29 protein-coding genes and 1 tRNA gene are annotated in these 26,740 nt (G+C 36.1%); 17 read left to right on the top strand and 13 right to left on the bottom strand.

Annotation, left to right across the window (positions count from 1 at the left end; genetic code table 11):
* Positions 1-8 precede the first annotated feature (8 nt).
* The 7 genes from WFH39_RS13790 to WFH39_RS13820 all read left to right on the top strand — a co-directional run bounded on the left by WFH39_RS13790 (position 9) and on the right by WFH39_RS13820 (position 6,857).
* A complete protein-coding gene (locus tag WFH39_RS13790) occupies positions 9-461 on the top strand; it encodes a hypothetical protein (protein ID WP_336690345.1) in 453 nt (150 codons plus the stop codon).
* A 136-nt stretch (positions 462-597) separates the two neighbouring features.
* Positions 598-1,641 (top strand): A/G-specific adenine glycosylase, encoded by a 1,044-nt coding sequence (gene mutY, locus WFH39_RS13795; RefSeq protein WP_336690346.1) that lies wholly within the window; start codon positions 598-600, stop codon positions 1,639-1,641.
* A gap of 383 nt (positions 1,642-2,024) precedes the next feature.
* Positions 2,025-2,582: a gliding motility lipoprotein GldD gene (gene gldD / locus WFH39_RS13800; protein ID WP_087709026.1), complete on the top strand. Its 558-nt coding sequence runs from the start codon at positions 2,025-2,027 to the stop codon at positions 2,580-2,582.
* Between the two features lie 28 nt (positions 2,583-2,610).
* The gene (locus tag WFH39_RS13805) at positions 2,611-3,534 is read left to right on the top strand and encodes a PfkB family carbohydrate kinase (protein WP_336690347.1); all 924 of its coding nucleotides are present in this window, start codon (positions 2,611-2,613) and stop codon (positions 3,532-3,534) included.
* Positions 3,535-3,621: 87 nt separating this feature from the next.
* Positions 3,622-4,992, top strand: coding sequence for a peptidylprolyl isomerase (locus WFH39_RS13810; protein WP_336690348.1), 1,371 nt, complete (start codon positions 3,622-3,624; stop codon positions 4,990-4,992).
* A gap of 126 nt (positions 4,993-5,118) precedes the next feature.
* The gene (locus WFH39_RS13815) at positions 5,119-6,063 is read left to right on the top strand and encodes an NAD(P)H-dependent flavin oxidoreductase (protein ID WP_336690349.1); all 945 of its coding nucleotides are present in this window, start codon (positions 5,119-5,121) and stop codon (positions 6,061-6,063) included.
* A gap of 17 nt (positions 6,064-6,080) precedes the next feature.
* A complete protein-coding gene (locus tag WFH39_RS13820; protein WP_336690350.1) occupies positions 6,081-6,857 on the top strand; it encodes an alpha/beta fold hydrolase in 777 nt (258 codons plus the stop codon).
* 105 nt (positions 6,858-6,962) lie between these two features.
* Here WFH39_RS13820 and WFH39_RS13825 read toward each other — a convergent pair whose 3' ends face one another.
* From WFH39_RS13825 to WFH39_RS13835, 3 genes are all read right to left on the bottom strand, one after another.
* Complete coding sequence (locus WFH39_RS13825) at positions 6,963-7,580, bottom strand: HD domain-containing protein (RefSeq protein ID WP_336690351.1); 618 nt, start codon at positions 7,578-7,580, stop codon at positions 6,963-6,965.
* Between the two features lie 33 nt (positions 7,581-7,613).
* Positions 7,614-7,913: a rhodanese-like domain-containing protein gene (locus tag WFH39_RS13830; RefSeq protein WP_214590466.1), complete on the bottom strand. Its 300-nt coding sequence runs from the start codon at positions 7,911-7,913 to the stop codon at positions 7,614-7,616.
* A 75-nt stretch (positions 7,914-7,988) separates the two neighbouring features.
* Positions 7,989-9,203 (bottom strand): tRNA modification GTPase, encoded by a 1,215-nt coding sequence (locus WFH39_RS13835; RefSeq protein WP_336690352.1) that lies wholly within the window; start codon positions 9,201-9,203, stop codon positions 7,989-7,991.
* A gap of 87 nt (positions 9,204-9,290) precedes the next feature.
* Between WFH39_RS13835 and queG the strand changes: the two genes are divergently transcribed.
* From queG to WFH39_RS13855, 4 genes are all read left to right on the top strand, one after another.
* A complete protein-coding gene (queG, locus tag WFH39_RS13840) occupies positions 9,291-10,235 on the top strand; it encodes a tRNA epoxyqueuosine(34) reductase QueG (RefSeq protein ID WP_336690353.1) in 945 nt (314 codons plus the stop codon).
* A gap of 350 nt (positions 10,236-10,585) precedes the next feature.
* Complete coding sequence (locus WFH39_RS13845; protein ID WP_336690354.1) at positions 10,586-11,269, top strand: TIGR02117 family protein; 684 nt, start codon at positions 10,586-10,588, stop codon at positions 11,267-11,269.
* A 63-nt stretch (positions 11,270-11,332) separates the two neighbouring features.
* Positions 11,333-11,923 carry a murein L,D-transpeptidase catalytic domain-containing protein gene (locus WFH39_RS13850; RefSeq protein ID WP_336690355.1) on the top strand — a complete coding sequence of 197 codons (591 nt, stop codon included), beginning with the start codon at positions 11,333-11,335 and terminating at the stop codon, positions 11,921-11,923.
* Positions 11,924-12,001: 78 nt separating this feature from the next.
* Positions 12,002-13,300, top strand: coding sequence for a cryptochrome/photolyase family protein (locus tag WFH39_RS13855; RefSeq protein WP_336690356.1), 1,299 nt, complete (start codon positions 12,002-12,004; stop codon positions 13,298-13,300).
* 21 nt (positions 13,301-13,321) lie between these two features.
* On the opposite strand, the gene WFH39_RS13860 is transcribed toward WFH39_RS13855, so the two are convergent.
* Both WFH39_RS13860 and WFH39_RS13865 read right to left on the bottom strand, forming a co-directional pair.
* Positions 13,322-13,819, bottom strand: coding sequence for a hypothetical protein (locus WFH39_RS13860; protein WP_336690357.1), 498 nt, complete (start codon positions 13,817-13,819; stop codon positions 13,322-13,324).
* A gap of 206 nt (positions 13,820-14,025) precedes the next feature.
* On the bottom strand, positions 14,026-14,325 hold the full coding sequence (locus WFH39_RS13865) for a helix-turn-helix domain-containing protein (protein ID WP_214590459.1): 300 nt from the start codon (positions 14,323-14,325) through the stop codon (positions 14,026-14,028).
* Between the two features lie 159 nt (positions 14,326-14,484).
* Here WFH39_RS13865 and WFH39_RS13870 point away from each other — a divergent pair, with 159 nt between their 5' ends.
* Together WFH39_RS13870 and WFH39_RS13875 are read left to right on the top strand one after the other, a co-directional pair.
* Positions 14,485-14,715 (top strand): hypothetical protein, encoded by a 231-nt coding sequence (locus WFH39_RS13870; protein ID WP_336690358.1) that lies wholly within the window; start codon positions 14,485-14,487, stop codon positions 14,713-14,715.
* Positions 14,716-14,801: 86 nt separating this feature from the next.
* Positions 14,802-15,056 (top strand): hypothetical protein, encoded by a 255-nt coding sequence (locus tag WFH39_RS13875; protein ID WP_116096272.1) that lies wholly within the window; start codon positions 14,802-14,804, stop codon positions 15,054-15,056.
* Between the two features lie 193 nt (positions 15,057-15,249).
* Here WFH39_RS13875 and WFH39_RS13880 read toward each other — a convergent pair.
* Together WFH39_RS13880 and WFH39_RS13885 are read right to left on the bottom strand one after the other, a co-directional pair.
* A tRNA-Leu gene (locus WFH39_RS13880) sits at positions 15,250-15,329 on the bottom strand.
* 79 nt (positions 15,330-15,408) lie between these two features.
* Positions 15,409-16,176 carry an MBL fold metallo-hydrolase gene (locus WFH39_RS13885; protein WP_336690359.1) on the bottom strand — a complete coding sequence of 256 codons (768 nt, stop codon included), beginning with the start codon at positions 16,174-16,176 and terminating at the stop codon, positions 15,409-15,411.
* Between the two features lie 54 nt (positions 16,177-16,230).
* On the opposite strand from WFH39_RS13885, the gene WFH39_RS13890 reads away from it, so the two are divergent.
* Both WFH39_RS13890 and WFH39_RS13895 read left to right on the top strand, forming a co-directional pair.
* Entirely contained in the window at positions 16,231-17,658 is a 1,428-nt protein-coding gene (locus tag WFH39_RS13890; protein WP_214590454.1) for a TonB-dependent receptor, read from the top strand.
* A gap of 12 nt (positions 17,659-17,670) precedes the next feature.
* Positions 17,671-18,120 (top strand): GAF domain-containing protein, encoded by a 450-nt coding sequence (locus tag WFH39_RS13895; protein ID WP_087711498.1) that lies wholly within the window; start codon positions 17,671-17,673, stop codon positions 18,118-18,120.
* A gap of 202 nt (positions 18,121-18,322) precedes the next feature.
* Here WFH39_RS13895 and WFH39_RS13900 read toward each other — a convergent pair whose 3' ends face one another.
* From WFH39_RS13900 to WFH39_RS13920, 5 genes are all read right to left on the bottom strand, one after another.
* Positions 18,323-19,060 carry an ABC transporter substrate-binding protein gene (locus WFH39_RS13900; RefSeq protein WP_336690360.1) on the bottom strand — a complete coding sequence of 246 codons (738 nt, stop codon included), beginning with the start codon at positions 19,058-19,060 and terminating at the stop codon, positions 18,323-18,325.
* 26 nt (positions 19,061-19,086) lie between these two features.
* Positions 19,087-20,409: a magnesium transporter gene (mgtE, locus tag WFH39_RS13905; RefSeq protein ID WP_336690361.1), complete on the bottom strand. Its 1,323-nt coding sequence runs from the start codon at positions 20,407-20,409 to the stop codon at positions 19,087-19,089.
* A gap of 214 nt (positions 20,410-20,623) precedes the next feature.
* The gene (locus tag WFH39_RS13910; RefSeq protein ID WP_214590451.1) at positions 20,624-20,767 is read right to left on the bottom strand and encodes a bacteriocin-like protein; all 144 of its coding nucleotides are present in this window, start codon (positions 20,765-20,767) and stop codon (positions 20,624-20,626) included.
* 17 nt (positions 20,768-20,784) lie between these two features.
* Positions 20,785-20,934 carry a hypothetical protein gene (locus tag WFH39_RS13915; protein ID WP_214590450.1) on the bottom strand — a complete coding sequence of 50 codons (150 nt, stop codon included), beginning with the start codon at positions 20,932-20,934 and terminating at the stop codon, positions 20,785-20,787.
* Positions 20,935-21,525: 591 nt separating this feature from the next.
* Positions 21,526-22,077 (bottom strand): pyruvate decarboxylase, encoded by a 552-nt coding sequence (locus WFH39_RS13920; protein WP_336690362.1) that lies wholly within the window; start codon positions 22,075-22,077, stop codon positions 21,526-21,528.
* Between the two features lie 173 nt (positions 22,078-22,250).
* Between WFH39_RS13920 and rpsO the strand changes: the two genes are divergently transcribed.
* Together rpsO and WFH39_RS13930 are read left to right on the top strand one after the other, a co-directional pair.
* Positions 22,251-22,520, top strand: a complete 270-nt coding sequence (gene rpsO / locus WFH39_RS13925; protein ID WP_214590449.1) for a 30S ribosomal protein S15 — start codon at positions 22,251-22,253, stop codon at positions 22,518-22,520.
* Positions 22,521-22,748: 228 nt separating this feature from the next.
* The gene (locus tag WFH39_RS13930; protein ID WP_235129995.1) at positions 22,749-24,992 is read left to right on the top strand and encodes a polyribonucleotide nucleotidyltransferase; all 2,244 of its coding nucleotides are present in this window, start codon (positions 22,749-22,751) and stop codon (positions 24,990-24,992) included.
* A gap of 836 nt (positions 24,993-25,828) precedes the next feature.
* On the opposite strand, the gene WFH39_RS13935 is transcribed toward WFH39_RS13930, so the two are convergent.
* Positions 25,829-26,554: a hypothetical protein gene (locus WFH39_RS13935; protein WP_336690363.1), complete on the bottom strand. Its 726-nt coding sequence runs from the start codon at positions 26,552-26,554 to the stop codon at positions 25,829-25,831.
* Between the last annotated feature and the right edge of the window lie 186 nt (positions 26,555-26,740).

Here is a 26,740-nt window from a genome sequence, read left to right on the forward strand (position 1 = left end):
ATAGAAATATGAAAGGCAGGTTATTCTACTTTTTGCCCATAATTTTTGTGATTTTCAGTTGTGAAGATAAAAAAGTACAGCAAAATCATCCCATTGATCTTTTCGCCGACGAAATAAAAGAAGGAAAAGCTTATATCATGAAACCGCAGGAATGCTTTGATGAAAGTGATATGGTGGTTTCTTCATCAAATATCAACCTCATTGATCAGTCTAAGGGTCGCGGAAAATCTATCTTTATTTACAGAGTTATTAATGGCAAAGTAGAGAAAACGACGAGAGATTCTATTGTGGATTTTCCGTTCAGTTTTCTGTCTAATCAACAGTTGAAATTCAAAAAAGATTCTACTTCCTATATTTATCTCAAAAAATTGGAAGGATACCGTTTCATCGCAAAAGAAAAACATTTAAAATACCAGTGGCTGAAAGCGGCTCCTGTATATTCTGTTCAAAAAGAAAATTAAATTATCTTTGTATTTAATAAACAGATGCTTCGACAAGCTCAGCATGACATTTCTAACACTAGTCGTTTTATTAAAAGTGAATTTTTAGCGTTGTCATGCTGAGCTTGTCGAAGCATAAAATGTAGCAGAAAGACTTTTGGAAAAAATAAAACAATCAGACTTCAGACACATCGGCAATAAACTTCTTAGTTGGTATAAAACAAATGCCCGCGATTTACCTTTCAGACAGACCAAAGATCCTTATAAAATATGGATTTGTGAGATCGTTTTTCAGCAGACCAGAATTGCTCAGGGATTAGGACATTACAATAATTTTGTTCAGCGTTTTCCGGATGTAAAAACCCTTGCCGAAGCAGACGAAAACGAAGTTTTACTGTATTGGAAAGGATTAGGCTATTATTCCAGAGCGATCAATGTTCATAAGGCGGCACAACAGATCATGAACGATTATAATGGTATTTTTCCTCATGAATACGATGAAATTTTAAAGTTAAAAGGTGTCGGAAAATATACAGCCGCTGCAGTTTCCAGTATTTGTTTTGGGGGTAAAATTCCGGCTGTGGACGGAAACTTTTACCGCGTTCTGAGCCGTATTTTTGCAGATGATTTTGATATTTCAAGTTCAAAAGCTTTCAATTATTTTTCCGAACTCGCTCATTTAATCTTACCTGAAAACGTCGGTGATTTCAATCAGGCGATGATGGATTTAGGTTCCGAAATCTGTAAGCCTAAAAATCCTCTTTGCATAGAATGTCCTTTACATGAAGACTGTTTGGCTTTTTCCCTGAATAAAGTTTCTGAATTTCCGGTAAAAACAAAAAAAGTAAAAGCCGCTGATTTGGAACTGAAATATTATTTCGTTCACCGAAATGGTCAGTTTTTAATCCAACAAAGAAAAGACGATTTTATCTGGAAAAAGTTATTTGAATTTCCGCCTGAAATTTCTGATGATTTAATTCCATTCATCAAAAGTGTAAAAAATGTAAGCCATAAACTCACGCACAAAAATTTAAGCATAGAAATTTTTAATGTAGAAGTAGAATCAGAAGAAATATGGCAGAATTTCATTACTGAAAATAATTTCACTGTAACTGATGTTGAAAGTTCACACGAAAAATCCTTCCCGAAACCGTTGGAGAATTATATCCAAAATTATGAAACGGCATATAGAATTTTGTAATGTCATTGCGAGAAGTGTTTAAAAATAAACCATTAAGAATAGTTAAGCAGTTAAGAAAGATTAAGAATTTGCAGGCAAATTAAAGGATAAGCTTAAAAATTATTAGAATGTAATAAAAAAATGCTTTGTGTGCTTATTTAAGTGGAAACGCTTCTGTGAACTTAAAAAAGCGGTTAATATTTAAAAACTCTTGCGAGCTTTGCGTTAAAATTAAGTATATGATTAAAATGGGTATCCCATTTAGTTTTAAAAGAAAAAACTTCGCGAAGCTTCACATTCAAAAACAAAGCCTCCAAAAACAAAATTTAATCACAATCTCAAAACCCATTGAAATCCCGAAATTTGTCTTCCGAAATCTGAAATCTAATTTGTACTTTTGCAAAATGTTTAAAAACGCCATTTTTATTTTTGCAGCCTTACTTTTGGTATCTTGCGGAAAAGATCCGGTTCCGAAGCCTTACGGAGAACTTCGGCTGGAATATCCCGCACCGAAATATCAGAAATTCGAAAACAACTGTAATTATACATTTGAATATTCAGATTTTGCAAACATTACCGATGCAAAAAAGCCTTGCTGGTATTATCTGAACTATCCGAAAATGAAAGCCAAAGTTTTTGTAACGTATTACCCGATACAGAATGATTTTGCAGCTCATATTCAGGAAGCTGAAAAAATGGTGTATGAACATACGATAAAAGCAAGCGCAATCGACACAAAATCTTTCGAATATCCTGAAAAAAAGGTATACGGAAATTTTTATGAACTGAAAGGACAGAGCGCTTCCAATCTTCAGTTTTACATTACAGACAGTACCAAACATTTTGTAACTGCCTATTTATACTTTAACACAAGACCGAAACCGGATTCTTTGGCTCCTGCGGTAGATTATATCAAAAGAGATATGAAACACCTGCTGGACACATTTGAATGGAAAAAATAATTTACTTTTAAAATACTTTGAAAAAAATATGAAACTTTTAGTTGTAGGAAGTGTTGCGTTCGACGCAATTGAAACGCCATTTGGAAAAACAGATAAAATTTTAGGAGGTGCAGCTACGTATATCGGGATCACTTCATCTATTTTGGGCGTTAAGTCCGGAATCGTTTCTGTGGTAGGAGGAGATTTTCCGCAGGAATATCTTGATATGTTCACAAAAAGAGAGGTTAATGTAGAGGGAATTGAAATCGTAAAAGAAGGGAAAACATTCTTCTGGGCAGGAAAATACCACAACGACCTGAATACAAGAGATACTCTGGCAACTGAAGTAAACGTTCTTGAAAACTTTGATCCTAAAATTCCGGATTCTATGCAGGATGCAGAAATCTTATTATTAGGAAATCTTCATCCGGGAGTACAACTTTCCGTACTTGAAAAAATGAACAACCGTCCGAAACTGGTTATTCTTGATACCATGAATTTCTGGATGGATACAGCTTTGGAAACACTAATGCAGATGATTGCCAAAACGGACGTTATTTCAATCAACGACGAGGAAGCAAGACAGCTTTCAGGAGAATATTCTCTGGTAAAAGCAGCTAAAAAAATCCACGAAATGGGTCCGAAGTTCGTTATCATCAAAAAAGGAGAACACGGAGCATTGCTTTTCCACGATCATAAAGTATTCGCCATTCCGGCTTTACCACTGGAAGAAGTTTTCGATCCAACCGGAGCAGGAGACACTTTCGCAGGAGGTTTTGCAGCTTATTTAGCTAAAAAAGGAACATTCGATTTCGAAACTATGAAATCTGCATTAATCGTAGGTTCTGCAATGGCTTCTTTCACGGTTGAGAAATTCGGGACAGAAAGAATTCAGGAAGTAAAAGAATCAGACGTATTCGGAAGACTGAAGCAGTTTAAGGAATTAACAACTTTCAACGTAGAAGTACAATAAATACCTCTTTTTAAGAAATATTTATAATAAAAAATTTAGTGTAATTCATTAAGAATTCTAAATTTGCAACTTGTTTAAAATAGTAAAATGATAAATAAACTTAAGATCACTTTTCTTTTTGGAATTTTCATCATGTTGTTTGGTGCAAATATGATGAACGCTCAGTTAAAACAGGGAGATTTAGTGGATGGAATTGCTGCTGTAATCGGTGATGAAATTGTTTTGGAGTCTGACATCAATGAGCAGATGAATTATGCAAAACAGCAGGGAGCTTCCAACATAGATAAGTGTGAGTTTTTAGAAAACTTACTGAATAATAAGCTTTTGGTTTACGCTGCTAAAAGAGATACGTTAATCGATAACCGTTCTGCTGCAATTAAAGAACAGGCGAATGCAAAATATCAGCAGTTGCTTTCTCAGTTTCCTGATGAAAAAACAATGTTGGCAGCCTACAAGTTCAGAAACGGATATGAAATGAAAAACGCAATCGAAAAAATCGATACCGACCAATATTACGGACAGGCTAAAATTCAGAGAATTACAGACAAAGCGGACGTTACACCAAATGAGGTAACCGACTTCTATAATTTGTATAAAAGTCAGCTTCCTGAAATTAAAGATGAGGTGTCGTTATCTCAGATCATGATGTATCCTAAACTTACGGATGCCCATAAAGACGAGTTGATTAATAAGCTGAAAAAGATCAAAAAAGATATTGAAGGAGGAGAAACTTTCGAAAGTCAGGCAAGAATTTTCTCTGAAGACAAAGGAACCGCTTCCAACGGAGGTTTAATGAAAAACATTTCCAAAGGACAGATGGTAAAACCTTTCGAGGCAGCCGCTTTAAATCTTCAGGAGGGAGAAATTTCAGAGCCTGTAGAATCGGAATTCGGGTATCACCTTATCCAGCTTGTTAAAAAATCAGGTAAAATCTATGAAGCGAGACACATCCTTCTGATGGCAACTCCTACAGATGAAGAAATTAAAACAGCAAAAGCTAAACTGGACAGTATCAGAGGTTTAATTCTTAACGGAAAAATGACATTCAAAGATGCTACCTTCAGATTCTCAGACGATAAAAGAACCAAGTTCAATGCAGGAGTTATTCCGGGAGCGGACGGATCAAATAAAATCGAAAGAGAAACGGTTCCGGGAACAATCAGCTACGAATTGGCAGGTTTAAACAAAGGAGACATTACAACCGCTTTCGATGATATGGATGAAAGAGAAAGAAAAGTGGTAAAAATCGTAAAGGTGGAAGATGTAATTCCGGCTCACCAGATCAAACTGGAAACAGATTACGACAGAGTGAAGCAGATGGCGCTGAATAAAAAGCGAAATGAAATGATCGAAAAATTTGTTAATTCAAAACTTCCGACAACATTCATCTCCATCGACGGACGTTACGATTCTTGTAACTTCAAAGCCAACTGGAAAAGAGATTCAATTAAAAAATAATCATCAAAACCTTCAGAACTTCTGAAGGTTTTTTTATGCCCAAAATCTTCTGAAAACCGCTATTTTTATTATTTTTACAAGATGAGCAGTTTCATAGATTTTAATTCAGCAAAAAAGCTTCACCAGATGAATTCACAACAAAATAAAATTACACAACTCTTTAATATACAGTACCCGATAATTCAGGCAGGCATGATCTGGCATTCCGGATGGAGACTTGCTTCTGCCGTTTCCAATTGCGGCGGTCTCGGATTAATCGGTGCAGGAAGTATGTATCCCGATATTTTAAGGGAGAATATCCGGAAATGTAAACAGGCTACAGACAAACCTTTCGGAGTAAATGTACCCATGCTGTATCCTAATCTGGATGAAGTAATTCAGATTATTCTGGAAGAAGGAGTGAAGATCGTTTTCACTTCTGCCGGAAACCCTAAAACATATACCGAAACTTTGCAGAAAGAAGGTTTAAAAGTTGCTCATGTGGTTTCTTCAACCAAATTTGCCATGAAATGTGAAGATGCAGGAGTGGATGCCGTAGTTGCCGAAGGATTTGAAGCAGGCGGTCATAACGGAAGAGATGAAACCACCACATTCTGCCTGATCCCGAATGTAAGAAAACATATTTCCAAACCGCTAATTGCCGCAGGAGGAATTGCTTTAGGCTCCCAGATGAAAGCAGCCATGATTTTAGGCGCAGACGGCGTTCAGATTGGTTCCCGTTTCGCAGCTACTGTAGAAGCAAGTGCCCATGAAAACTGGAAAAATAAAATTACAGAACTTCAGGAAGGAGATACCCATCTTACCCTTAAAGAACTCGCGCCTGTAAGAATGGTTAAAAATAAGTTCTTTAATGAACTGGAGGAGATCTACAACGTTGGAAGAAACAAAGAGTCTTTAATCGCTTCTTTAGGACGTGCAAGAGCCAAAAAAGGAATGTTCGAAGGCGATATGGAAGAAGGCGAACTCGAAATCGGGCAGGTTTCTGCATTAATTGATGAAGTTCTTCCCGTAGAAACCGTTTTTCAGAATTTACTTAAAGAATTTAACGAAACCAATACGCCAAGTTTATAAAATTAATCTGAAAGTTAATGACGGAGAGAATTGTTAATGTCAATGGGAAAAAACTATACACAGAATATCATAACTCTTTTGAAAATAAACCAACTATTGTTTTTCTGCACGACTCTTTAGGCTGCACTCAGCTTTGGAGAGACTTTCCGGAAAAACTGGCTTTGCAGACGCAATGTAATGTATTGGTCTATGATCGTTTAGGCTACGGAAAATCTTTTCCTATGCTTACCTATGAAAGAGAAAACAATTATATGGAGCAGGAAGCCGATCTCCTGAATGACCTCTTAAAAGAACTGAATATAAATGATATAATCCTTTTCGGACACAGCGACGGCGGAACAATTGCCCTGATTTTCGCCGCCAAATATCCTGAAAAAGTCACTGCAGCTCTTTGCGAAGCCGGACATATTTTCGTGGAAGAGATAACTGTAAATGGTGTAAAAAATGCTTTTGAAGCTTATAAAACCACCAATCTTCCGCAACGTCTGGCAAAATATCATGGCGATAGAGTTGAAATGATGGTAAAAGCCTGGACGGAAATCTGGTTAAGCGACAGATTCAGAAGCTGGAATATTGAATATCTCCTGAAAGATATAACTTCACCTTTGTTATTTATTCAGGGAGAAAATGACGAATACGGAACATTGGATCAGGTTGAAAAAACAATTTCTCAGGTAAGCGGAGCAGCAGAAAAATTCATCATTCCGAACATCGGACATACACCGCACAAAGAAATTCCGGATGCGGTTCTGCAAAAATCCACAGAATTTATCAACTCAATTGTAAAGGCATAATGCTGAAAAATAATTGGTAAAACTTAAGCAGCATTACATTCCCCTCCTCTGGAGGGGTGGCGAAAATTCAAAGAATTTTTGACGGGGTGGTCAATAAATGCAAGATTAAAGCCTATCAATTTCCATCTGAATATTCGCTCTCGCAATATCCTCATACTTTTCTTTAAAAATGGAGGTCTTAAAAATATCCTTCTGTTCCAGAAAATGTTTTAAAACCTTTTTTCTTCCAGGTTTATAAAGCAAATCGGGATAGATGGAATATTCCTTCCTTATTTTTTTAGTGTAATCCATGTATACTTCAGAATCTTTTCCGAGAATCGACAGATCAGCATCTAAAAGATAATTGGTATCGCTGTTTTCAGATAAGTGATGCGATTTGGTGGCAAGAATCTGTTCAGAAACTTTTTGACTGAAATGAGAGTCTACATGAAGTCTTTTCAGTCTTACTGCTGCAAATTCAGCACTTTTTTCTTCATTTGATTTTGAAGCAGCATCATAAATTACATCGTGATAGAAAACAGAAAATGAGAGAATAGGAAAATTTTCAATTTCATCTTTTACAGCATCCAGTTCAGAGAACATATTTTCCAGATGCTCAAGATTATGATAATGTCTCCCTTTTTTACAATATTTCTTTTCAATTTCAGACCAGAGATCTCCAATAAGATTTTGATCTTCGGTAAATAAAAAACAGTTTTGAAGAAATCTTTCTTTCAGGTTCATTTTCAAAAATTTTCAGATAAAAAAAGGAACTTTTTAAAAAGTTCCCTGATTTGCTTCCAGATTTGCTTTCAGCTCAGCCCAGCCTCCGCCGTTATAGCCGTCTTGCAAACCCTGAGAGTTAAGATATTCCAAAGCCTTTCCGCTTCTGTTTCCACTTCTGCAGAACAAAATTACAGGCTTTTCAATAGACAGAATTTCTTCTTTTCTGTCTTCCACTTCTCCCAAAGGAATATTTTTAGCACCTTCTATGTTTCCGTCCATTTCCAGTTCCATAGGTTCGCGAACGTCGATTAATGCATAATTTCCTGATTTTATAACTTCTGATAAAGACATAATTTGTTTTATTAGATTAAACTTATAACGAAAATACGTAAAATTTAAAGAAAATTTACAATTTCACAGCTTTTTCTAAAACAGCGTATATCCTAAGATCACAGAAGAAGTCTGATATTTCGAAGTCCAGTTTAAATAGTTTTGCATCAGATTTCTATTGGTGGATGTTCTGAGTTCCACCTGAAACTTATCATTATACTTAAATCCTACCCCGAAAGCAAAGTTATTGCCGGAATATATTTTCAAATTATTATAATTATATCGGATATTAGATCCCATTTCAATGTCAAAAACATACGCCGCATTAATGAAGATTTTAGACTTGTCATTCAGAAAGAAATAATGTCTTATTCCCAAAGGAATTTCTATCGATTTATAATCTATATTTCTGATTGATGTTGTTTCGAAAGGCTGCCCTTCATAAACAACAGATTGCTTTTCTGTTTTGTAATACTGATAAGTAGGTTCTGCGAAAACGGCCCATTTATTTTTATTGAAAGGAAGAATAAATTCAGCTTCAAGACCTATTCTGAAAGATATTTTATTATCAAATTTCGCATTTCCGCTTCCGGAATAATAATCATTTACCATTTCAAAAGAAGAAAAATTCATCCCCGGTCTTATGGTCAGATTAAAAAGATCTCTTTTTTCGTAATTTTGATTGTAGTTTACCGCAGAACTGTTAGAACATTCGTTGTATTTCAGAAAAACTTTAATCAGATCTTTTGGTTTGTAATTCAGTTTATTAACGTCTGTAAGATCTACTCCGCAATTCAGATTATCCAGAATCTGCTTTTTATATTCTTCATTATAAGCAATTAACGAATTTTCAATATAATAAGGTTTATAAACAAGCTGCTTTACTTCAGAATCGTTCACAGAGAAGAAAAATCTTTCAAGGTCTTCATTTTCATAATACAATAAGTCTGCTTTTCCTTCCACTACATATTTTAAGAAAACGGTTTTTTCTGCAAAATTCGCTTTTTTCTCGTAAGACATCGATTGCAGCTGATCAGAAGAAAGATCTACCATCACCGTCTTTCTGATGTATTTTTGCTCATTATCGATTCCGAATTCCTGAATATTTTTAATGGATTCTTTTTTTGTTTCTGCAGAAGTTTCATCCGTTTTGTATTCAAATTCTGTAGGATTGTTTTTCCAGTCCAGATTTTTGATCAGAACTTCACTTCTTTGTCCTGAATTATTTACGAAATATCCTTTTTCGAATTTTATTTGTGCGTTAAAAAACGTGGCAGAAATAAGTCCGGTGAACAGACAGATTTTTTTCATGAGTTATTATTTTTCCTTAGTTGTAAGGTCTGAATTTTTCAAACGCGGCAAAATTATAAAATAATCTTAATTTTGCAAGTGTAAATCATGATTTCAACCGCAGAAAAATATGCTCAGCTTATAAAATCCAAAGCAAAAAGTTTTGGGTTTCAGAACTGTGGGATTTCGAAAGCAGATTTTCTTGAAGAAGAGGCAAAACCACTCGAAAACTGGCTGAAAAATAATTTCCACGGCGAAATGAAATACATGGAAAATTATTTTGATAAAAGATTAGACCCTAGATTGCTCGTAGAAGGTTCCAAGTCTGTAATTTCTCTTTCCTACAATTATTTTCCCGAAGAAAAAATTTCCACTCTCGAAAATTTTAAAATTTCTAAATATGCTTACGCTGAAGATTACCATGAAGTCATCAAAGATATTTTACGTGAGATGGTTGTTGAACTTCAGGAAGAGATCGGGGAATTCGGATTTCGTGTTTTTGTGGATTCTGCGCCGGTTCTGGAAAGAAGCTGGGCGAGAAAATCAGGAATCGGATGGGTAGGAAAAAACGCGAATTTAATTACCAGACAGAGCGGTTCGTTCTATTTTTTAGCGGAAATTATCTGCGATCTGGAACTTGTTGTGGATCATCCGGTGACCGACCATTGCGGAACGTGCAGGAAATGTATTGATGCTTGTCCTACCAATGCGATTGTCTCAGAAAAGCTGATTGACGGAAGCAAATGTATTTCTTACGCGACAATCGAGCTCAAAGACTCTATTCCCGATTATTTTCAGGACAAGATGGACGACTGGATGTTTGGCTGCGATGTTTGTCAGGATGTCTGTCCGTGGAACCGTTTTTCGTCACCTCATCAGCAAATGAAATTCAAACCGAATGAAGCGCTGAAAAATTTTAAGAAAAGAGAGTGGAAGGAGCTTACGCAGGAACTGTTTTCCGAAATTTTCCGCAAATCGCCTGTAAAAAGAACAAAATTTGCCGGACTGAAAAGAAATATAGAGTTTCTGGAAAAATCTTCACAAAATAAGTGAAATCATTTTGGCGGATAAACCCTTATCTGGAATTGTTGAAGTTCCAGAGTAAGAAGGTTGAACACCCATTCCTTAAATGGATCTTTAAGGAGGGAAAGATGGCTGGTAAGAATTTTAAAAAATTTTCAGACTAAAAAAAATGCATTCTGAAAATAAAATTTGTTAAAAATCAGCGTTTTTTCTGTATTCTTTTTGGGGCTACTTTTACTCTTACTTTGAATCTTTTGTTTGATTTCGTGTTTTTGTGCATATTTTTTAATATTTGGTACTTAAATTTAGCGAAAATTCCGATCAAAACAAATACTTTTACGAAAAATTAATAATTAAATTTTCATTAACTTAAATAAAACATGAACGTGAAAAAGATGTTGCTTCTCATCATTAAAGCTTTAGGAATTATTATAGGAATTGTAGTTCTGTATATTGCTTTGGGCTATTTTCTGCCTTTTATTGAAGTTTCTGCGAAGGATGACGGCCAGAAAAAAGAAATTCCGGTTTATATTTACACCAACGGAGTTCATACAGATATTGTGATGCCTATAAAGAACGATCTGCAGGACTGGAGTACAAAAATTCCGTTCGGCAATACGAAATCCAAAAGTACAGATTATAATTATGTAGGAGTGGGATGGGGAGATAAAGGATTCTATCTCGATACTCCGACCTGGGCAGATCTTAAGTTTTCAACGGCTTTTAAAGCTGCTTTCTGGCTCAGCGAATCTGCAATGCACTGCACTTTTTACAAGACCATGAAAGAAGGGGACGACTGTAAAAAGATTATGATCAGCAGAGATCAGTATAAAAAACTGGTGGATTTTGTAGATGCTAAATTTGATAAAGACCAAAACGGGAACTATAATCTTATTCCTACAAATGCCGTTTACGGTAATGATGATGCGTTCTACGATGCACAGGGAAAATACAGCTTCCTGAATACCTGCAACACATGGGCAAATGATGCTCTGAAAGCTGCGGATCAGAAAGCGGCATTCTGGACGCCTTCAGATTACGGAATATTCTTGCATTATAAATAATTTTCTGTGAATTTTTTAAGTTGGATAACGGTATTTCTGTTCCTCTTATCATGCAAACAAAAGGTGAAAAATACCATCAAACCACAGATTTCAGAAATCTCAAAGCAGGAAAAGAAGCCTGAAATTGATTTAAATAAAACGAAATCGAAAGCTGAAGAAGCGCTTACATTCTGTAAATCCAAGCAGTTCAGTACAGATTTTTGTATTCTGATCGATATGAGCCTGCATTCCGGAGTGAAAAGACTGGTTGTGTGGGATTTTAAAACGAACTCTGCTTCAAAAAAATATCTGGTTGGTCATGGTTGCGGAAATAATCAGTGGAGTAGTGACGAATCAAAAGATTATCCGACATTCAGCAATGAGGACGGAAGCCATCTTTCATCATTAGGAAAATATAAAATTCAGGGACGAGGTTACAGCGACTGGAGAATTCATGTAAAATATCTGATGCACGGTCTGGAAAAAACCAACAGCAATGCGCTGCAAAGATTCATTGTTTTTCATTCCTGGAATCTGATGAGCGATGAAGAAGTCTTCCCGAAAGGTTCTCCTGAAGGTTGGGGCTGTCCTACCATATCCAATAATGCGATGAAAGAGATAGATCCGATGCTTCAGAAATCTAAAAAGCCTGTTCTGATGTGGATTTATAATTAAAAAAATTTAAATACAATCTCTTTACTATTAGAAAAATTAGTCTGATTTTTGTAGAGAAAACAGGGTTAATAAATCATTATGTCTAAAAAAGAAAAAGTAAATATTTTCTGGTTCAGAAGAGATATCAGACTGGAAGATAATACAGGATTGTTTCATGCACTTGAAGCCGGTTTAAAAGTAGTTCCGGTTTTTATTTTTGATAAGGAAATTCTTGATAAACTTGAAAATAAATCAGACAGAAGAGTAGATTATTTTTATCAGGCTCTGGAAGAAATTCATACTGAGCTTAAAAAACATAAGAGCGGATTAACCGTTTTTCACGATAAACCTGTTGAAGCTTTCAAAAAACTGATTAAAGATTTTGAAATCGATACTGTGTTCTGTAACAGGGATTATGAACCTCAAGCAATAAAAAGAGACGAAGAAATACAGAATCTGCTTAAAAAAAGTGATATTAATTTTCAGGATTTCAAAGATCAGGTTATTTTCGAAAAGGATGATGTGGTAAAAAATGACGGAAAGCCTTACACCGTTTATACACCGTATTCAAGAAAATGGAAAGAAAATTTCAAGTCTGTCACTTTTAAAAAAACGGAGGTTGACTTTTCAAAGTTTCATCAATATTCACCTTCAAAATTTTTAACGCTTAAAGATTTAGGCTTCGAGAAAACGGATCTGAAATTTAAAAAGCCATCGCTGGAAAAAAAGATTATTGATGATTACAATCAATACAGAGATTTTCCGGCAATGGATCATACAACACGATTAGGAATTGCGCTTCGTTTCGGAACCATTTCCGTAAGAAAATGTGTGGAATTTGCAGAAAAACACAATGAAGTCTGGCTGAATGAACTGATCTGGAGAGAATTTTTTATGCAGATTTTATATCATTTCCCGAAAGTGGTGAACACTTCTTTTAAAGAAAAATATGATAGCATTAAATGGAGAAATGATGAAAAGGAATTTAAAAAATGGTGTGAAGGAAAGACCGGTTATCCTATTGTAGATGCAGGAATGAGACAGCTAAACGAAACAGGATTTATGCACAACAGGGTAAGAATGGTTGTCGCGAGTTTCCTTACCAAACATCTTTTAATCGACTGGAGATGGGGAGAAGCCTATTTTGCTGAAAAACTTCTGGACTACGAGCTGTCCTCCAATAACGGAAACTGGCAGTGGGCTGCAGGATGCGGCTGCGATGCAGCTCCTTATTTCAGGGTTTTCAATCCTTCGGAGCAGACCAAAAAATTTGATAAAGATTTAAAATACATCAAAACATGGCTTTCTGAAAAAGACATCAATGCAGAACCGATTGTGGAACACACTTTTGCCAGAAAAAGAGCTTTGGAAGTGTACGGAAATGCGGTAAAAGAGTAGTTATATATGCTTATCTGATAATTATTTCTGAATTCCTATTTTCTTCAAAGCCGCACTGTTCAGATAGATTTCATCAAAAGAAGTTAGCGATTCAATATCTTTAAAGTTTTGAAATGTCTTTTCGTTTTTGTTGAATGAAAGTTCAATTGAGGTATTGTAAAAAGCTACAATTCTCACGACGGAATAGCCGTTATAGGCAATTTTAAATCCTTCAAAAAGGCATTTTTTTTCGGCTTTCTGATAGATTTTATAATCTTCGAAAGCCTTACTTTCTTCATCATTCCTTTTTTTGGAATTATGCTCAAGATCTTTCCACGATTCGTAGTTTCTGGGTTCCTTCAGGATTTCGCCCGAAGAATCTACAGGAACAAACATTCCTAATGTAAGCTCCTTTTTCAAAAGATTGGCGTAATTGTTCATCAGTTTAAGCGTCTGAAGATCTGCGTATCCTTCATGCGAATAATACTCGATGACAAAATCCGTCATGGGAATCAGTTTATGAGAAGCATTAATAGTCATATTTGTGATTTTGCGCAACTAACTTTTTAAATTTCAGAGGTGCGAAGATAAATAAATTGTTAAAAAGAGTACAACTAATTTTACTATAATTAAGTAAAAGAATCACAGAAGGGATATTTCTCTCATTTACAGAAAAATAAAACCGGAAAGATTATTTTTTTAATTTTTCCGGTTGATGTATTAAGGTAATTAATCTTCTGTGGATATTACATTTCTTTTTGCAGGATCGCAACAATTTGGTCTATTACTTCCTGTTTTTTGGTTTTTTTATGATAAGGTGTTTTCGGTTCAGAAACAATGCTTTCTCTGTTCTTGTCAAAAAGAGCATAAAGATCCAGATCCGGATGTTTTTCCAGATACCAAACCAGAAAATTGAGTGGAATTGCATTTTTTCCTGAAAAATAAAGCTGAATAGCCTGCGGAGTCATGCCGTATTCTTCGGCTATTTCTCTTAAAGTTTCTCCTTTTGATTTGCTGTACTCGCGTATCTTTTCGTGAATTTTCATATCGAATAATTTCTTCTTTTTAATTTTATTTAATAATTAATTGTTAAAATTTCAATTAATTATTGTTTTTAAATATATAGTTGTATATTTGTTTTATAATTATCTCAAAGAGATAAACACAAAATTACGAAAAAAGGTTAAACAAAAATATTTATTTGTATGAGCAAATTGATATATCCCTATCAGAACACCATCAATGAACGATTTGATTTTATTGATAAATGGTTACCGACGCGCTACACGGGTTCTGTGAACATAATTCTTAAGAAATCCAGAGATCCCGATTACATTAGAAAAGTAAAAAACAGGAAGGTGAATGACGAAGATGTTATTGATGCACTTTACAAAGTTTCGTTGTTCAATAAGATACAGGTAGAGACTGAGACATAAGTTTAAATTCTGAAAACACAATTATTTGATGAAAAAATATATTTAGCTCTTTAATGGGCTGTTCCACAAAAAAACACACATTTACCATGGAAAATTTCGAAACACAGGAAATCATTGTTACAGAATGTTTTAAATGCGGCAGAAGATTTGAAAATTATTTCAATGCTTCACCTTGCTGTACATCTATTGTTGTAAAAGTAAATGAAAAGGGAAATCCTACAACCATTACTTTTTTAAGTTCACTATCAAAACCTCGCTACGAATTGTTTGAAGAATTTTCAGAACACGAAGATCGTGATATTATGAAGGAGTCTGAAAATAATGATGTTTTAGTACAATAATAACACTCATCGGTTTTTGAATTTACCCGAACCTAACTTTAATATAAGAAAAGTTTTTTTAGATTTTAATAAAAAGAGTTTGTCCTGAGATTGGGACAGGCTCTTTTGCATAGGTAAGCTTTAAGATTGATTGTTTTTGACAACCCTAAAAATCAAAAACCTCTGAAAATCAAATGATTTCAGAGGTTTTTTGTACCCAGGACCGGGATCGAACCGGTACTCCTAAGAACTGGTGTTTGAGACCAGCGCGTCTACCAATTCCGCCACCTGGGCAAGTGTGTTACCTTGTTTCGAATCGGTGTGCAAATATAGAAACTTTTCTTTATTCTCCAAAGTTTTTTAAAGAAAAATTTTAAAAAATAATCTCCAAACCATCGTAGGCAAGGTGCATTCCGGATGGAAGTAGTTTATCTTCAACGTCATGCAATCCCAGATGATGACTGATGTGGGTTAAAAATAATTTTTCGGGTTTCAGTTCTTCAAATAACTTAATAACATCAGGTAAAATAAAATGAGCCGGATGAGGATCAGACTTCCGGATGCAGTTTAAAATCAAGACATCGAGATTTTTTAATTTTTCTTTTTCCGTTTCAGAAATAAATCCGGCATCCGTTATATAAGCCAGTTTTTTAAATTTATAACCGAAAACGGGAATTTTAAAATGAATGACCTCAACCGGTGTAATTTCAGTATCTAAAACTGTGAAAGTTCTGTTTTCAATTTCATGAAGCTCAAAAGCCGGAGCTCCGGGATATTTTTCATCTGCAAAAGCATAAGGAAAACGGTTTTTCACCTCATTGGCAACCCTTGAAGAGCAATATAAAGGGATGTCTTTTCCTGTTTTAAAAATAAGAGGACGCATATCATCCAGACCGATAACATGATCATTATGTTCGTGAGTAAGCAATGTAATATCTACACGATCTTCCTGATTGGTAAGCATTTGCTGCCTGAAATCGGGTCCGCAGTCGATAAGGATTTTTTGGTCTTCATCGGTCGTTATCATCACAGAAGACCGAAGACGACTGTCTTTGGGATTACCTGAAGTACACACTTCACAAGTGCAGCCAATAACAGGAACACCCTGCGAAGTTCCTGTTCCTAAAAATTTCAACTTCATTTTCTTTTGAGGTTGGTTTAATTTTGGTAAATTTACGAAAAATTTAATGTCCTAATGTATCAGAAACTAACTCCTAAACAAAAAGCATTAACAATTAATCTAGATCCTACTATTTATGGTACTTTCGCAGAAATTGGAGCAGGGCAGGAGACAGTCCGACACTTTTTTAGAGCAGGGGGAGCTTCCGGTACAATTGCTAAGGCGATGTCGGCTTACGACAAAGATTTTAGTGATGCCATCTACGGAAAAGAGGTAAAAAACAGATACGTTACCCAAAACAGACTTCGAAAAATGCTTCGCTATGAAGTCGCTCTTATCGAAGAAAGAATTTCAAGAGAAAGCAATCCCAACAGAAAATATTTTTCTTACGCCAATACTGTTACAACGATCAATTTTGATAAAACAGTGAAAGGTCACGGCTGGGTTGGAATCCGTTTTCAGGTAAAAGAGAACGAAGATTATAATGAAATTGTTATTCACGTAAAATTCAAAGAGAATGATGCTACCTTGCAGCAGGAAACCCTTGGGAATTTAGGTGTGAATCTAATTTTCGGAGCTTTCCATTACTATGATAATCCTAGAAATTTAATTGAATCTTTATACGATGACGTTGCAAAAGATAATCTGGAAATTGATATGATCGATTTCAGCGGACCTGCTTTTGCGTATGTGGATAACAGGCTGATGTCTTTACAGCTGGTTAAAAACGGAATGACGGATGCCGTGATTTTCAATTCGGAGGGGAATAATATGCTTCCTGCGGATATTTTGTACAAGAAAAATATTTTTGCGGTAAGAGGAAGTTTCAGACCTGTAACGAAGGTAAATATTGATATGCTTCAGAACGGGCTCAATATGTTCATGAAGGAAGTAACCTGTACTGAGGATGAAACCGAAGTTTTAATAGAAATTACCATTTCAAACCTTCGCGCCGACGGAGACATCAATGAAAGAGATTTCCTCGACAGAGTAGATGTTCTCGGCAAATTAGGTTATACTGTAATCGTTTCCAATTATTCTGAATATTACCGACTGATTGATTATTTTGCTTCCTACACAAGCGGAGAAATCGGTGTTGCAATGGGCGTGAATAATCTTCTAATGGTATTTGACGAAAAGTATTATAAAAATTTATCGGGAGGAATTCTTGAAGCTTTCGGAAAATTTTTCCGAAACGGGATGAGAGTATATCTGTATCCTTATAAAGATCCGGAAACTCTGGAACTGCTGGATTCCGATAATCTTAAAGTGGAAGAAAACCTAAAGGAGCTTTATAAATATTTCAAGCACAACAACCGTATTGTGGACATCACCAATTACAATCCGGAGTTTTTGGAAATTTATTCCAGAGATATCCTGAAGAAGATCGGATGCAATATAAAAGGATGGGAAAATCAGCTTCCGGAAGGAGTTGCAGAGATGATAAAAGAGCGTGGAATGTTCGGCTATAAAGAAGAACTTTCCTTAAAACAATTTTCTTAAAACAGTAAAAAAATGTCAGAATTAAAAAAAAGGCTTTCGTCTATTCTTGAAAGTCCGAAACATAATACCGAAGAGAAACTTCAGAAAGTTTGTCACTTGTTGGATCAGGAAATATCTTATTTCAACTGGACAGGTTTTTATTTCAAAAATGGAGATAAAGACGAGTTGAAACTGGGACCTTATGTTGGAGCTCCGACAGATCATACCATTATTCCTTACGGAAAAGGAATCTGCGGTCAGGTTGCCGTTTCCAATGAAACGTTTGTTGTTCCCGATGTACATGAAGAAAGCAACTATTTAAGCTGTTCTATCGATACCAAAGCAGAAATCGTAGTTCCGATCTTCAAAGACGGACAGAATATCGGTCAGATTGATATCGATTCTCATACGATTGATCCTTTTACCGAAGAAGACAGAGAATTATTGGAATGGCTTTGTAACGAAGTTTCCAAAATTTTGTAAAAAATCTCGCTTTTAAAGTGTTTAAAATATAAGACTCCGGCTCGAAGAGCCGGAGTCTTTTGTATGATATGATAGGGGTAAATCAAAATTTTCTTTCGAAATAAACGGACTTTAGTCCGTTTTCATAAACAAACGAATAAATCGGCTTCAGCCAAAACTTAGAAAATCCATTAAAAAAGAGTGACTGCCATTCGTGAAAAAATTAGTGAAATTCGTGTTTAAGATCAGAAATAAGTTCCTTGAAATAATTTTCACACTTCGCAATATGCGTTCCGTACCAAGAGAACGCCTCTCCGTCTACAATCATTATCTTTTTATCAGGATAAAACTTTTTTAATTCTTGAATATGTTTCTCTTTAAAAGGGAACGGTTCTGAAGAAAGCATTATCAGTTCCGCTTCCGCAAGATCTTCCGTCTGAATGACAGGATAACGTTTCTGATCTTTAAAAATATTTTCAAAACCAATCTCACCCAGAATTTTATGAATAAAAGTATCGGAACCGATTGTCATGTAAGGGTTATTCCAGATTAAATAGGCAACTTTTAAGGGGGATTCAATTTTTGCGTGGTTGAGAACATCATAGATTTTTAAGTTAAAAAGCTGCGCTTTTTCTTCCTGATGAAAGATTTTGCCTAAATTTTTAAGCATATAATAATTGTCCTCTATATTTTCAACATTGGTAACGATTACCTTGAAGTCCTGCATTAAAGTTTCCACCTGTTCTTTTACATTTTCTTCCTTGTTTGCTAAAATAAGATCAGGCTGCAAAGCTTTTATTTTTTCAATATTGATATTTTTTGTACCGCCGATAACCGCTACATTTTTTACCTTCTCAGCAGGATGAATACAGAATTTCGTTCTTCCGACCACTTCTTTTTCCGTTAAACCCAAATCAAATAAAGCCTCAGTAATTGAGGGAACCAAAGAAACTACCTTCATTGTACAATTTTAGATGCCGCCTAAAATTACAAAAGTTTACCCGTTAAGAAAAGTCCTGCGACCGAAAAATAAATGATTAATCCCGTTACATCTACCAGTGTAGCTACAAAAGGAGCAGAAGAGGTTGCCGGATCGAGTTTTAATTTTTTGAGGATAAACGGAACCATAGAACCCGAAAGTGTTCCCCAAAGGACGATCATCACCAGCGAAACGCCTACACTTAATCCTACAAAAGCCCAGTGAATTCCATAGTCGAAAAAACCTGCTTTATGCCAGATCATAATTCTTGAGAAACCGATGATCCCTAAAATTCCGCCCAATGATAAACCCGTGAAAATTTCTTTTCTCATCACATACCACCAGTCTTTCAGAGTAATTTCCTGAAGTGCCATCGCTCTGATGATGAGAGTTGCCGCCTGAGAACCGGAATTTCCCCCGCTGGAAATAATCAATGGAACGAAAAGTGCGAGAACAACTGCTTTCTGAATTTCATCTTCAAAATAACCCATCGCCGAAGCTGTAAGCATTTCAGAGAAAAATAAAATAATCAGCCACATTCCTCTCTTTTTGACCATTTCGATGAGAGAAGTCTGCGTATAAGGAACGTCTAAAGCTTCCAATCCCCCGAATTTCTGGATATCTTCCGTATTCTGCTGCTCAATCTGGTCGAGAATGTCATCAATCGTTACAATTCCCACTAAAACTCCGGCTTCTGTAATAATAGGAAGTGCGGCACGGTCGTATTTTTCGAAATACTGTACTGCATCTTCTTTGGAAGTCGTTGTCGTAATAGCAACAAAATGATTATCTGTAATTTCTGAAACCAAAGTTTCTTCCTCCGCCAGTAAAAGACTTCCCAGCGCAATATCATCGATCAGCCGGTTTCTTTCGTCCACAACGTAGAGATAATTCATCGTCTCTACTTTACTTCCGACTTTTTTAATCTGCTGGAGACATCTTTTAATGGTCCATTCTTTTCGGATCTGGATGTAATAAGGCGTCATCAGACGGGCAATAGAATCCGAATCGTAGCCTAGTAATTTAAGGGCAATTCTGCGTTCCTGCGGATTAAGATGATTGATGGAGTACTTGATAAGCTCATCCGGAAAATCTTCAAAAAGAGCCGTTCTGTCGTCCGGCGTCATGGCATTCAGAATTTCTGAAACCTCATCACTTCCGATGCTTCTGATCGTTTCTTCCTGAAAATCGGGATCAAGATGTGAAAAAACTTCCGCTTTGTATTCTTTCGGAACTTTCAGAAACGCCAAAAGCCTCTCATCTGCGTGTAGTTCGCTAAGAGTTTCGGCAATATCGGCAGGGTTGAAGATAAGTTCGTCTTTAGAATTCAAAACGTCAAATTTTTAAGAGTAGTGCAAAAATAACCCAAATTTTTAAAATTGCCCAAAGAACTGCAAAATTTAAGGATTAATTAAATTTCTGAAAATGAAAAAAGCATCCGCAAAAACGAATGCTTTGAAAAAATTAAATTTTAAAAGTGATAAATTATTGTTTTTCTTTTTTGCATGTACTGAATTTTCAGGTTTTCAGTAACAGGTTTTCCGACTAAGGTTCAATGCAGGCATACGGAACGCAGCTGTAGGAACAGCACCATCCGATAAAGCAGTGTGCATCTTTTGTACACTGTACCATAGCGGCTCCGTTGATTTTTTCCTGCTCTTTTCTGGTGAGTTTTTTAAGATTTTTCATAATAAACTTTTCAGGGGTTAAACTTCAGGGCAGTTGTAGTACACACAAACATTCTGGCAGCAGGATCCTCCCGGACATTCAAAATGATAATGACATCTCTGAAGTCCTCCACCGTTGATTTTTTCCTGCTCCTTTCTGGTGAGCTTTTTCAGGTTTGAATTTTTCATATTATTTAGATTTAATGTAGGCTAAAAATACAAAAAAGATTGTATTATTCACTGTTAAATGAAAATAATTTTATTTTAATGTGTTGTTTTACTGATGAATATCTTCTGTATTATCCCATAATAAAAAAGCATCTGCAATCTGAGAGTGCAAATGCTAAGAAATTTCAATTTAGATAGTTTGAAGAATTGTTCTTAACTAAATTACTAATAATAATTGTAATTATTCACACCGCGATGAATTTAAATTGATGAATTTAAATGTTGCGCATAGCAGTTTTTAACTTCGGAGCTTTATTTAGAATGTGTTCAGATTGAGATTATTTTTAATGGAAAGCAATAATCTGATTTTCCTTTGCTGTTTATTTAAAATCAATTTAGGATTTTTTCCATATATTTTTCCTGATGAATTGAGGTGTATAGGATTAGAATTAAACCTGAACAGAATAGTTGAAGTTTTCAAAAGAATAAAAATAAAAGGTTTTTAAAGGCTATTCATTTTTTTTCATGGGAAAGTCCTGAACTTTCAGTAAATGTATCGCTTATCTTTTGTGGGACTTCGTTGAAATAAAAATTAAGCAGATTTTCCTGAAATCATAATTCTGATTCAGCGGTGTGTTTCATTTTTTTTAACTGCTTTACAATTTCTTTTATGGCTCCGTTGGTTCCTATTTTTACGGAGTTTACGGTGGAACCAAGCAGTCTCATGTTCTTTTTATAGGTATCGTAGTCTGTTTCTGTAATCAGGTTGCCTTCTGCATCAAAAAGTTTCATGCTTACGACTACCTGATTGGAAAAGACGTATTTTCCTATTCCTACTTTGAAATATTTAACTTTGGGAACAATGGCAAAATCGGCTTCGTTATTTTTGCAGTAATCCCAAACGGTCTGTTTATCAATACTGTCGAAAGAAATCTGTGTTTCCGTTCTCAGCATTTTGTTTTTTCTTTCGCTTAAATTATCAGAAACTGCGCTGAAGAAAGCGGTATTGGTAGGTTCTTTAATTTCCTGAATGTCGGGTTCTACTTCAGGATTGAAATATAAAACTTTTTTGATCTTGTTCTCACGGTTTTTCTGAGCTTTTAATAAAGAAAAACCTGCAAAAAGAGCTAAAGTAAAGGTGGTAAATGTTATTAATTTTCTCATCACTAAATTCGTATGCAAAATTACTGCCTTTTAGTGGGGTAACATAATTTTTTTAAGAAATTTTTAACATTTTTTTCTATCAAAATCAATAAATGAAATCAATAATGTTGGCAGAATAAAAAAATAGTCGTATTTTTGCACCCGTTACATAATAATCATTAAACAATATTGGAATGTACTTAACAACAGAAAAAAAGCAGGAAATTTTCGCAAAACACGGAAAATCTGCACAGGACACAGGAAGTGCTGAAGGACAAATTGCACTTTTCACTTTCAGAATTAACCACCTTTCTGCTCATTTAAAGAGCAATCACAAAGATTATAACACAGAAAGATCTTTGGTGAAACTGGTAGGTAAAAGAAAAAGTTTATTAGATTACCTTAAAAATAAAGATATCGCAAGATACAGAGCAATTATTGCTGAATTAGGTTTAAGAAAATAATCTACAAAGATTTTCACATAAAAAGCAATCTCGGAAGAGGTTGCTTTTTTGTTTTCGTAATCAGAAGTGGTTTTCGGTGTAGAATATATGGAAATTATAGGGCAGATGTGTAAGATTTTACAGGCAAAAATTTAAAAAAATCATTATAATACATTACCTTTGCAAACGAAAATTTAAAGAGTTTAAATAATAATCGTACTCAATACGGAGTACATGAAGACAATTTTTATGAGTATACCTCAAGCGTTTACAGAAACGATTACTCTTGCAGACGGCAGGGAAATCATTATTGAAACGGGGAAGCTGGCAAAGCAGGCCGACGGATCCGTAGTTGTAAGATGTGGCGGAACGATGCTTTTAGCAACGGTGGTAGCCAACAAAGAAGCGAATCCGGGAGTGGATTTTTTACCTTTAACGGTAGATTACAGAGAAAAATTTTATGCAGGAGGAAGAATTCCTGGGAACTTTTTCCGCAGAGAGGCGAAGCCTTCTGATGATGAAGTTTTAACAATGAGATTGGTGGACAGAGTTTTGCGTCCGTTATTTCCTGAAGATTTCCACGCGGAAGTTCAGGTAATGATCTCATTAATTTCTTATGATAAGGAAGTAATGCCTGAAGCTCTGGCTGGTTTAGCGGCTTCAGCAGCTATTGCTATTACAGATATTCCTTTCGGCGGACCGATGTCTGAAGCGAGAGTGGTAAGAATAGACGGAGAACTTGCTGTTAACCCAAGTTATGAAAATCTTCTGAAGTCTGACATCGATATTATGGTAGGGGCTACAAAGGATTCTATCGTAATGGTGGAAGGTGAGATGAAGGAGATTTCTGAGCAGGAAATGCTGGAAGCGATCAATTTCGCTCATGCTGAAATTAAAAAGCAGATTGAAGCTCAGGAAAGACTTGCTGAGAAAGTGGGTAAATCTTTCCCTAAGAGAGAGTATTCTCATGAAACTCATGACGAGGAAATCCGTGAGAAAGTATGGAAGGAATGCTATGATAAGGTATATGAAGTAGCAAAAACGCCATCGGCTAAAGAAGAAAGAGGGGAGAAGTTCAAGGCTGTTCTTGATGAGTTCCTTGCGCAGTATGCAGAGGATGCGGAAGAGCTTGAAAGAGTAACTCCTTTCGTAAAAGTATATTATCACGACGTTGAAAAAGAGGCGATGCGTCAGATGATTCTTGAAGAAAATATCCGTCTTGACGGCCGTGATCCTCAAACGATCCGTCCGATCTGGTCTGAGATTGATTATCTTCCGGGAGCGCACGGTTCTGCAATCTTTACAAGAGGGGAAACTCAGTCGTTAACTGCAGTTACTTTAGGTTCTGTAAAGGATGCGAATATGATCGACAGCGTGATTACGCAGCACGACGAAAAATTCTTTTTACATTATAATTTCCCTCCGTTCTCTACGGGTGAAGCAAGACCTTTAAGAGGGACTTCAAGAAGAGAAGTAGGACACGGAAATCTTGCTCAGAGAGCTTTAACTGCAGTAATCCCTGCAGAAAATCCTTACACGATCAGAATTGTTTCTGATATTTTAGAATCTAACGGTTCGTCTTCTATGGCAACAGTTTGTGCGGGAACACTGGCACTGATGGATGCGGGTGTACAGATTACAAAACCTGTTTCGGGGATTGCTATGGGATTGATTACGGATACGAAATCGGGTAAATTCACGGTACTTTCTGATATCTTAGGGGATGAGGATCACTTAGGAGATATGGACTTTAAAGTAACGGGTACTGCGGACGGTATTACGGCCTGCCAGATGGATATTAAAATCCAGGGGCTTTCTATGGACATTATGGAAAAGGCTTTGATGCAGGCTAAGGACGGAAGATTACATATTTTAAATAAGATTACTGAAACGATTGCTGAACCAAGAGCTGACGTTAAGCCTCACGCTCCGAAGATGGTGGTAATGGAGATTCCGAAGGAGTTTATCGGTGCGGTAATCGGACCTGGCGGAAAGATCATTCAGCAGATGCAGAAAGATACGGATACGGTTATTGCTATTGAAGAGATTGGAGAAATCGGACGTATCGAGATTGCAGGTACAGACAGAGAGAAGATCAATGCTGCGGTTGCGAAGATCAATGAGATTACTTTTGTTCCTGTTGTGGGAGAGGTTTATAAAGGGAAAGTGGTGAAGGTAATGGATTTCGGTGCTTTTGTAGCGATTGCTAAGGGTACTGAAGGTCTTCTTCACATTTCTGAGATCGAATGGTCACGTTTAGATAAGGTTCCTTATAATGAAGGTGATGAAGTGGAAGTGAAATTTATGGGGTATGATGACCGTAAGAAAATGAAGCTTTCCAGAAAGGTTTTGCTGCCAAGACCTCCGAAGCCGGAAGGGAAACCAAGACCAGAAGGGCAGGGAAGACCTGAAAGACCTAACAGACCGGAAGGACAGAGAAGACCTGAAGGTGAAAAACCTGCGGGAGATCAGAATCCTTCGGCTGAAGCTTAAGATAAATCTGTGAGTAACAGATATGAAAACCACCGGAATCCGGTGGTTTTTTTATGGGGTTTTGTTATTGGGGACGGGAGAAATAGGGGTTGAGATTGTTTTGTGGCGGAGATTTTAAGGGCTGAGATTGAACTCCTCCGGAGTTCTGCTGTTGTATGAATTGTTTTTTCGACACAGATCATGCTCCTACGGAGCTTTTTAGAGTAAAGTATGTTTATGGTGTTAGGATTAAGCTGAGAGGCTGAAAATTATTTTTTACGGGTGGAAGAATATCACTTTAGGGTGCTCCAATCTAACTTCATGATGCTCCAATCTAACTTTATGATGCTCCAATGTAACTTTATGATGCTCCAATCTAACTTTAGGGTACTCCAATCTAACTTCATGATGCTTCAATCTAACTTTATGATGCTCCAATGTAACTTTATGATGCTCCAATATAACTTTCAGGTGCAGGAATATAACTTTCGGGTGCTTTAATATCATGTGAGTTCGATATAAGAGGATTGAAAGTTAATTGATCATTCAACGGCTGTATTTTATTAATTGTGCTGGTCTGGGGTTCGGTATAGGGTTTTCAAATTAAAACTGACTTTGATAGAAATAGACTGTAGGTTTTGGCTGAAGCCTGTTGTTTTCCTGATCTCTAAAATGGGCTGAAGCCCATTCCTATTGATATTGTTGTATTGTTTTTGCGTGGAATTTACATTAATATAGATTGCAGGTATTTAAATAAAAAAATATCCTGACTGAATATTCGGTCAGGATGCTTTGATTTAATTATTGGCCGTTGCGGAAAGATTTGTTGTTTTGATTATTCATTGTATTGCAGGGGATTATTCCTTCAGTGTGGAGAATTTAATGGCGGATATATTGGCATATTCCGGAGAGGCTGCCCCGTACAGGCTTTTTACATATTTTTTTACATTCTGTACGATGGGGTAGAGTCCGGTTCCTTCTGCATACAGTATTCTGTTTCTTTCAATGAATTTGAGGTTAAGTTCTGCTTCGGCCTGGTCTACTGCCTGAGTGGTGTTCACCAATGATTGTTTGTAGGTGTTGAGGTTTGTCAGTTTCAGTTCTTCTTCATCCGGTGTGAAGGAAGGAATGGTTTCTAACAACTGTAAGAGTATCCCGAAGCTTTCTGTCTGCTGGGTGTAAGACTGTCGGGAAGTGGAAATGGTTTTGGGTGCTTCTTTTCCTTCTTCGGGTGCGGCAGCGGATTTCTTTTTTGCTCCTTGTATGGTGCGGTTTAAGGATTTTGCCTGATTCAGCGTCCCCTGTGATAAGCCGAGAATTTCTAAACGGTTGGTGATTCGGGTGCAGTTTGTTTTCAGGTTTTTGAATGCGTCCTGACGTAAGGCGATGGCATTTTTATTGGCATTGCGTTTTTCCTCGACTTCCGTAAGTTTCGCATTGGCAGTGGTGTACAGGTTCTGAAGACTATCGATAGTAAGTTCGGGAACCGGTGGATTGTAAAGGGAATAAACGGAGATCTGCTGAATTAATTTTTGAAGGTTCGCGACATTTTTAGCGTGCCCCACTTCTGATTTTGAAGACATAAATTGTTGTGTTTTTTTTAATTTTTTCCAAATATAAAATTTATTTTGAAACGGAAATAATTTTTATTAAATATTTTATAGTCAGTGTGTTATGTAAAGTTGGGATAGGGAAATCTGCGGATGGGGTGAGGGGGTTTTAGTTTTTAAAAGTAGAGCTTGCAAAATCAGTTTTTGAGTTTGAAATTA

It is taken from the genome of Chryseobacterium sp. MMO-72 (assembly GCF_037146035.1).
In the GTDB taxonomy this organism is placed as follows: Bacteria; Bacteroidota; Bacteroidia; order Flavobacteriales; family Weeksellaceae; genus Chryseobacterium; species Chryseobacterium indicum.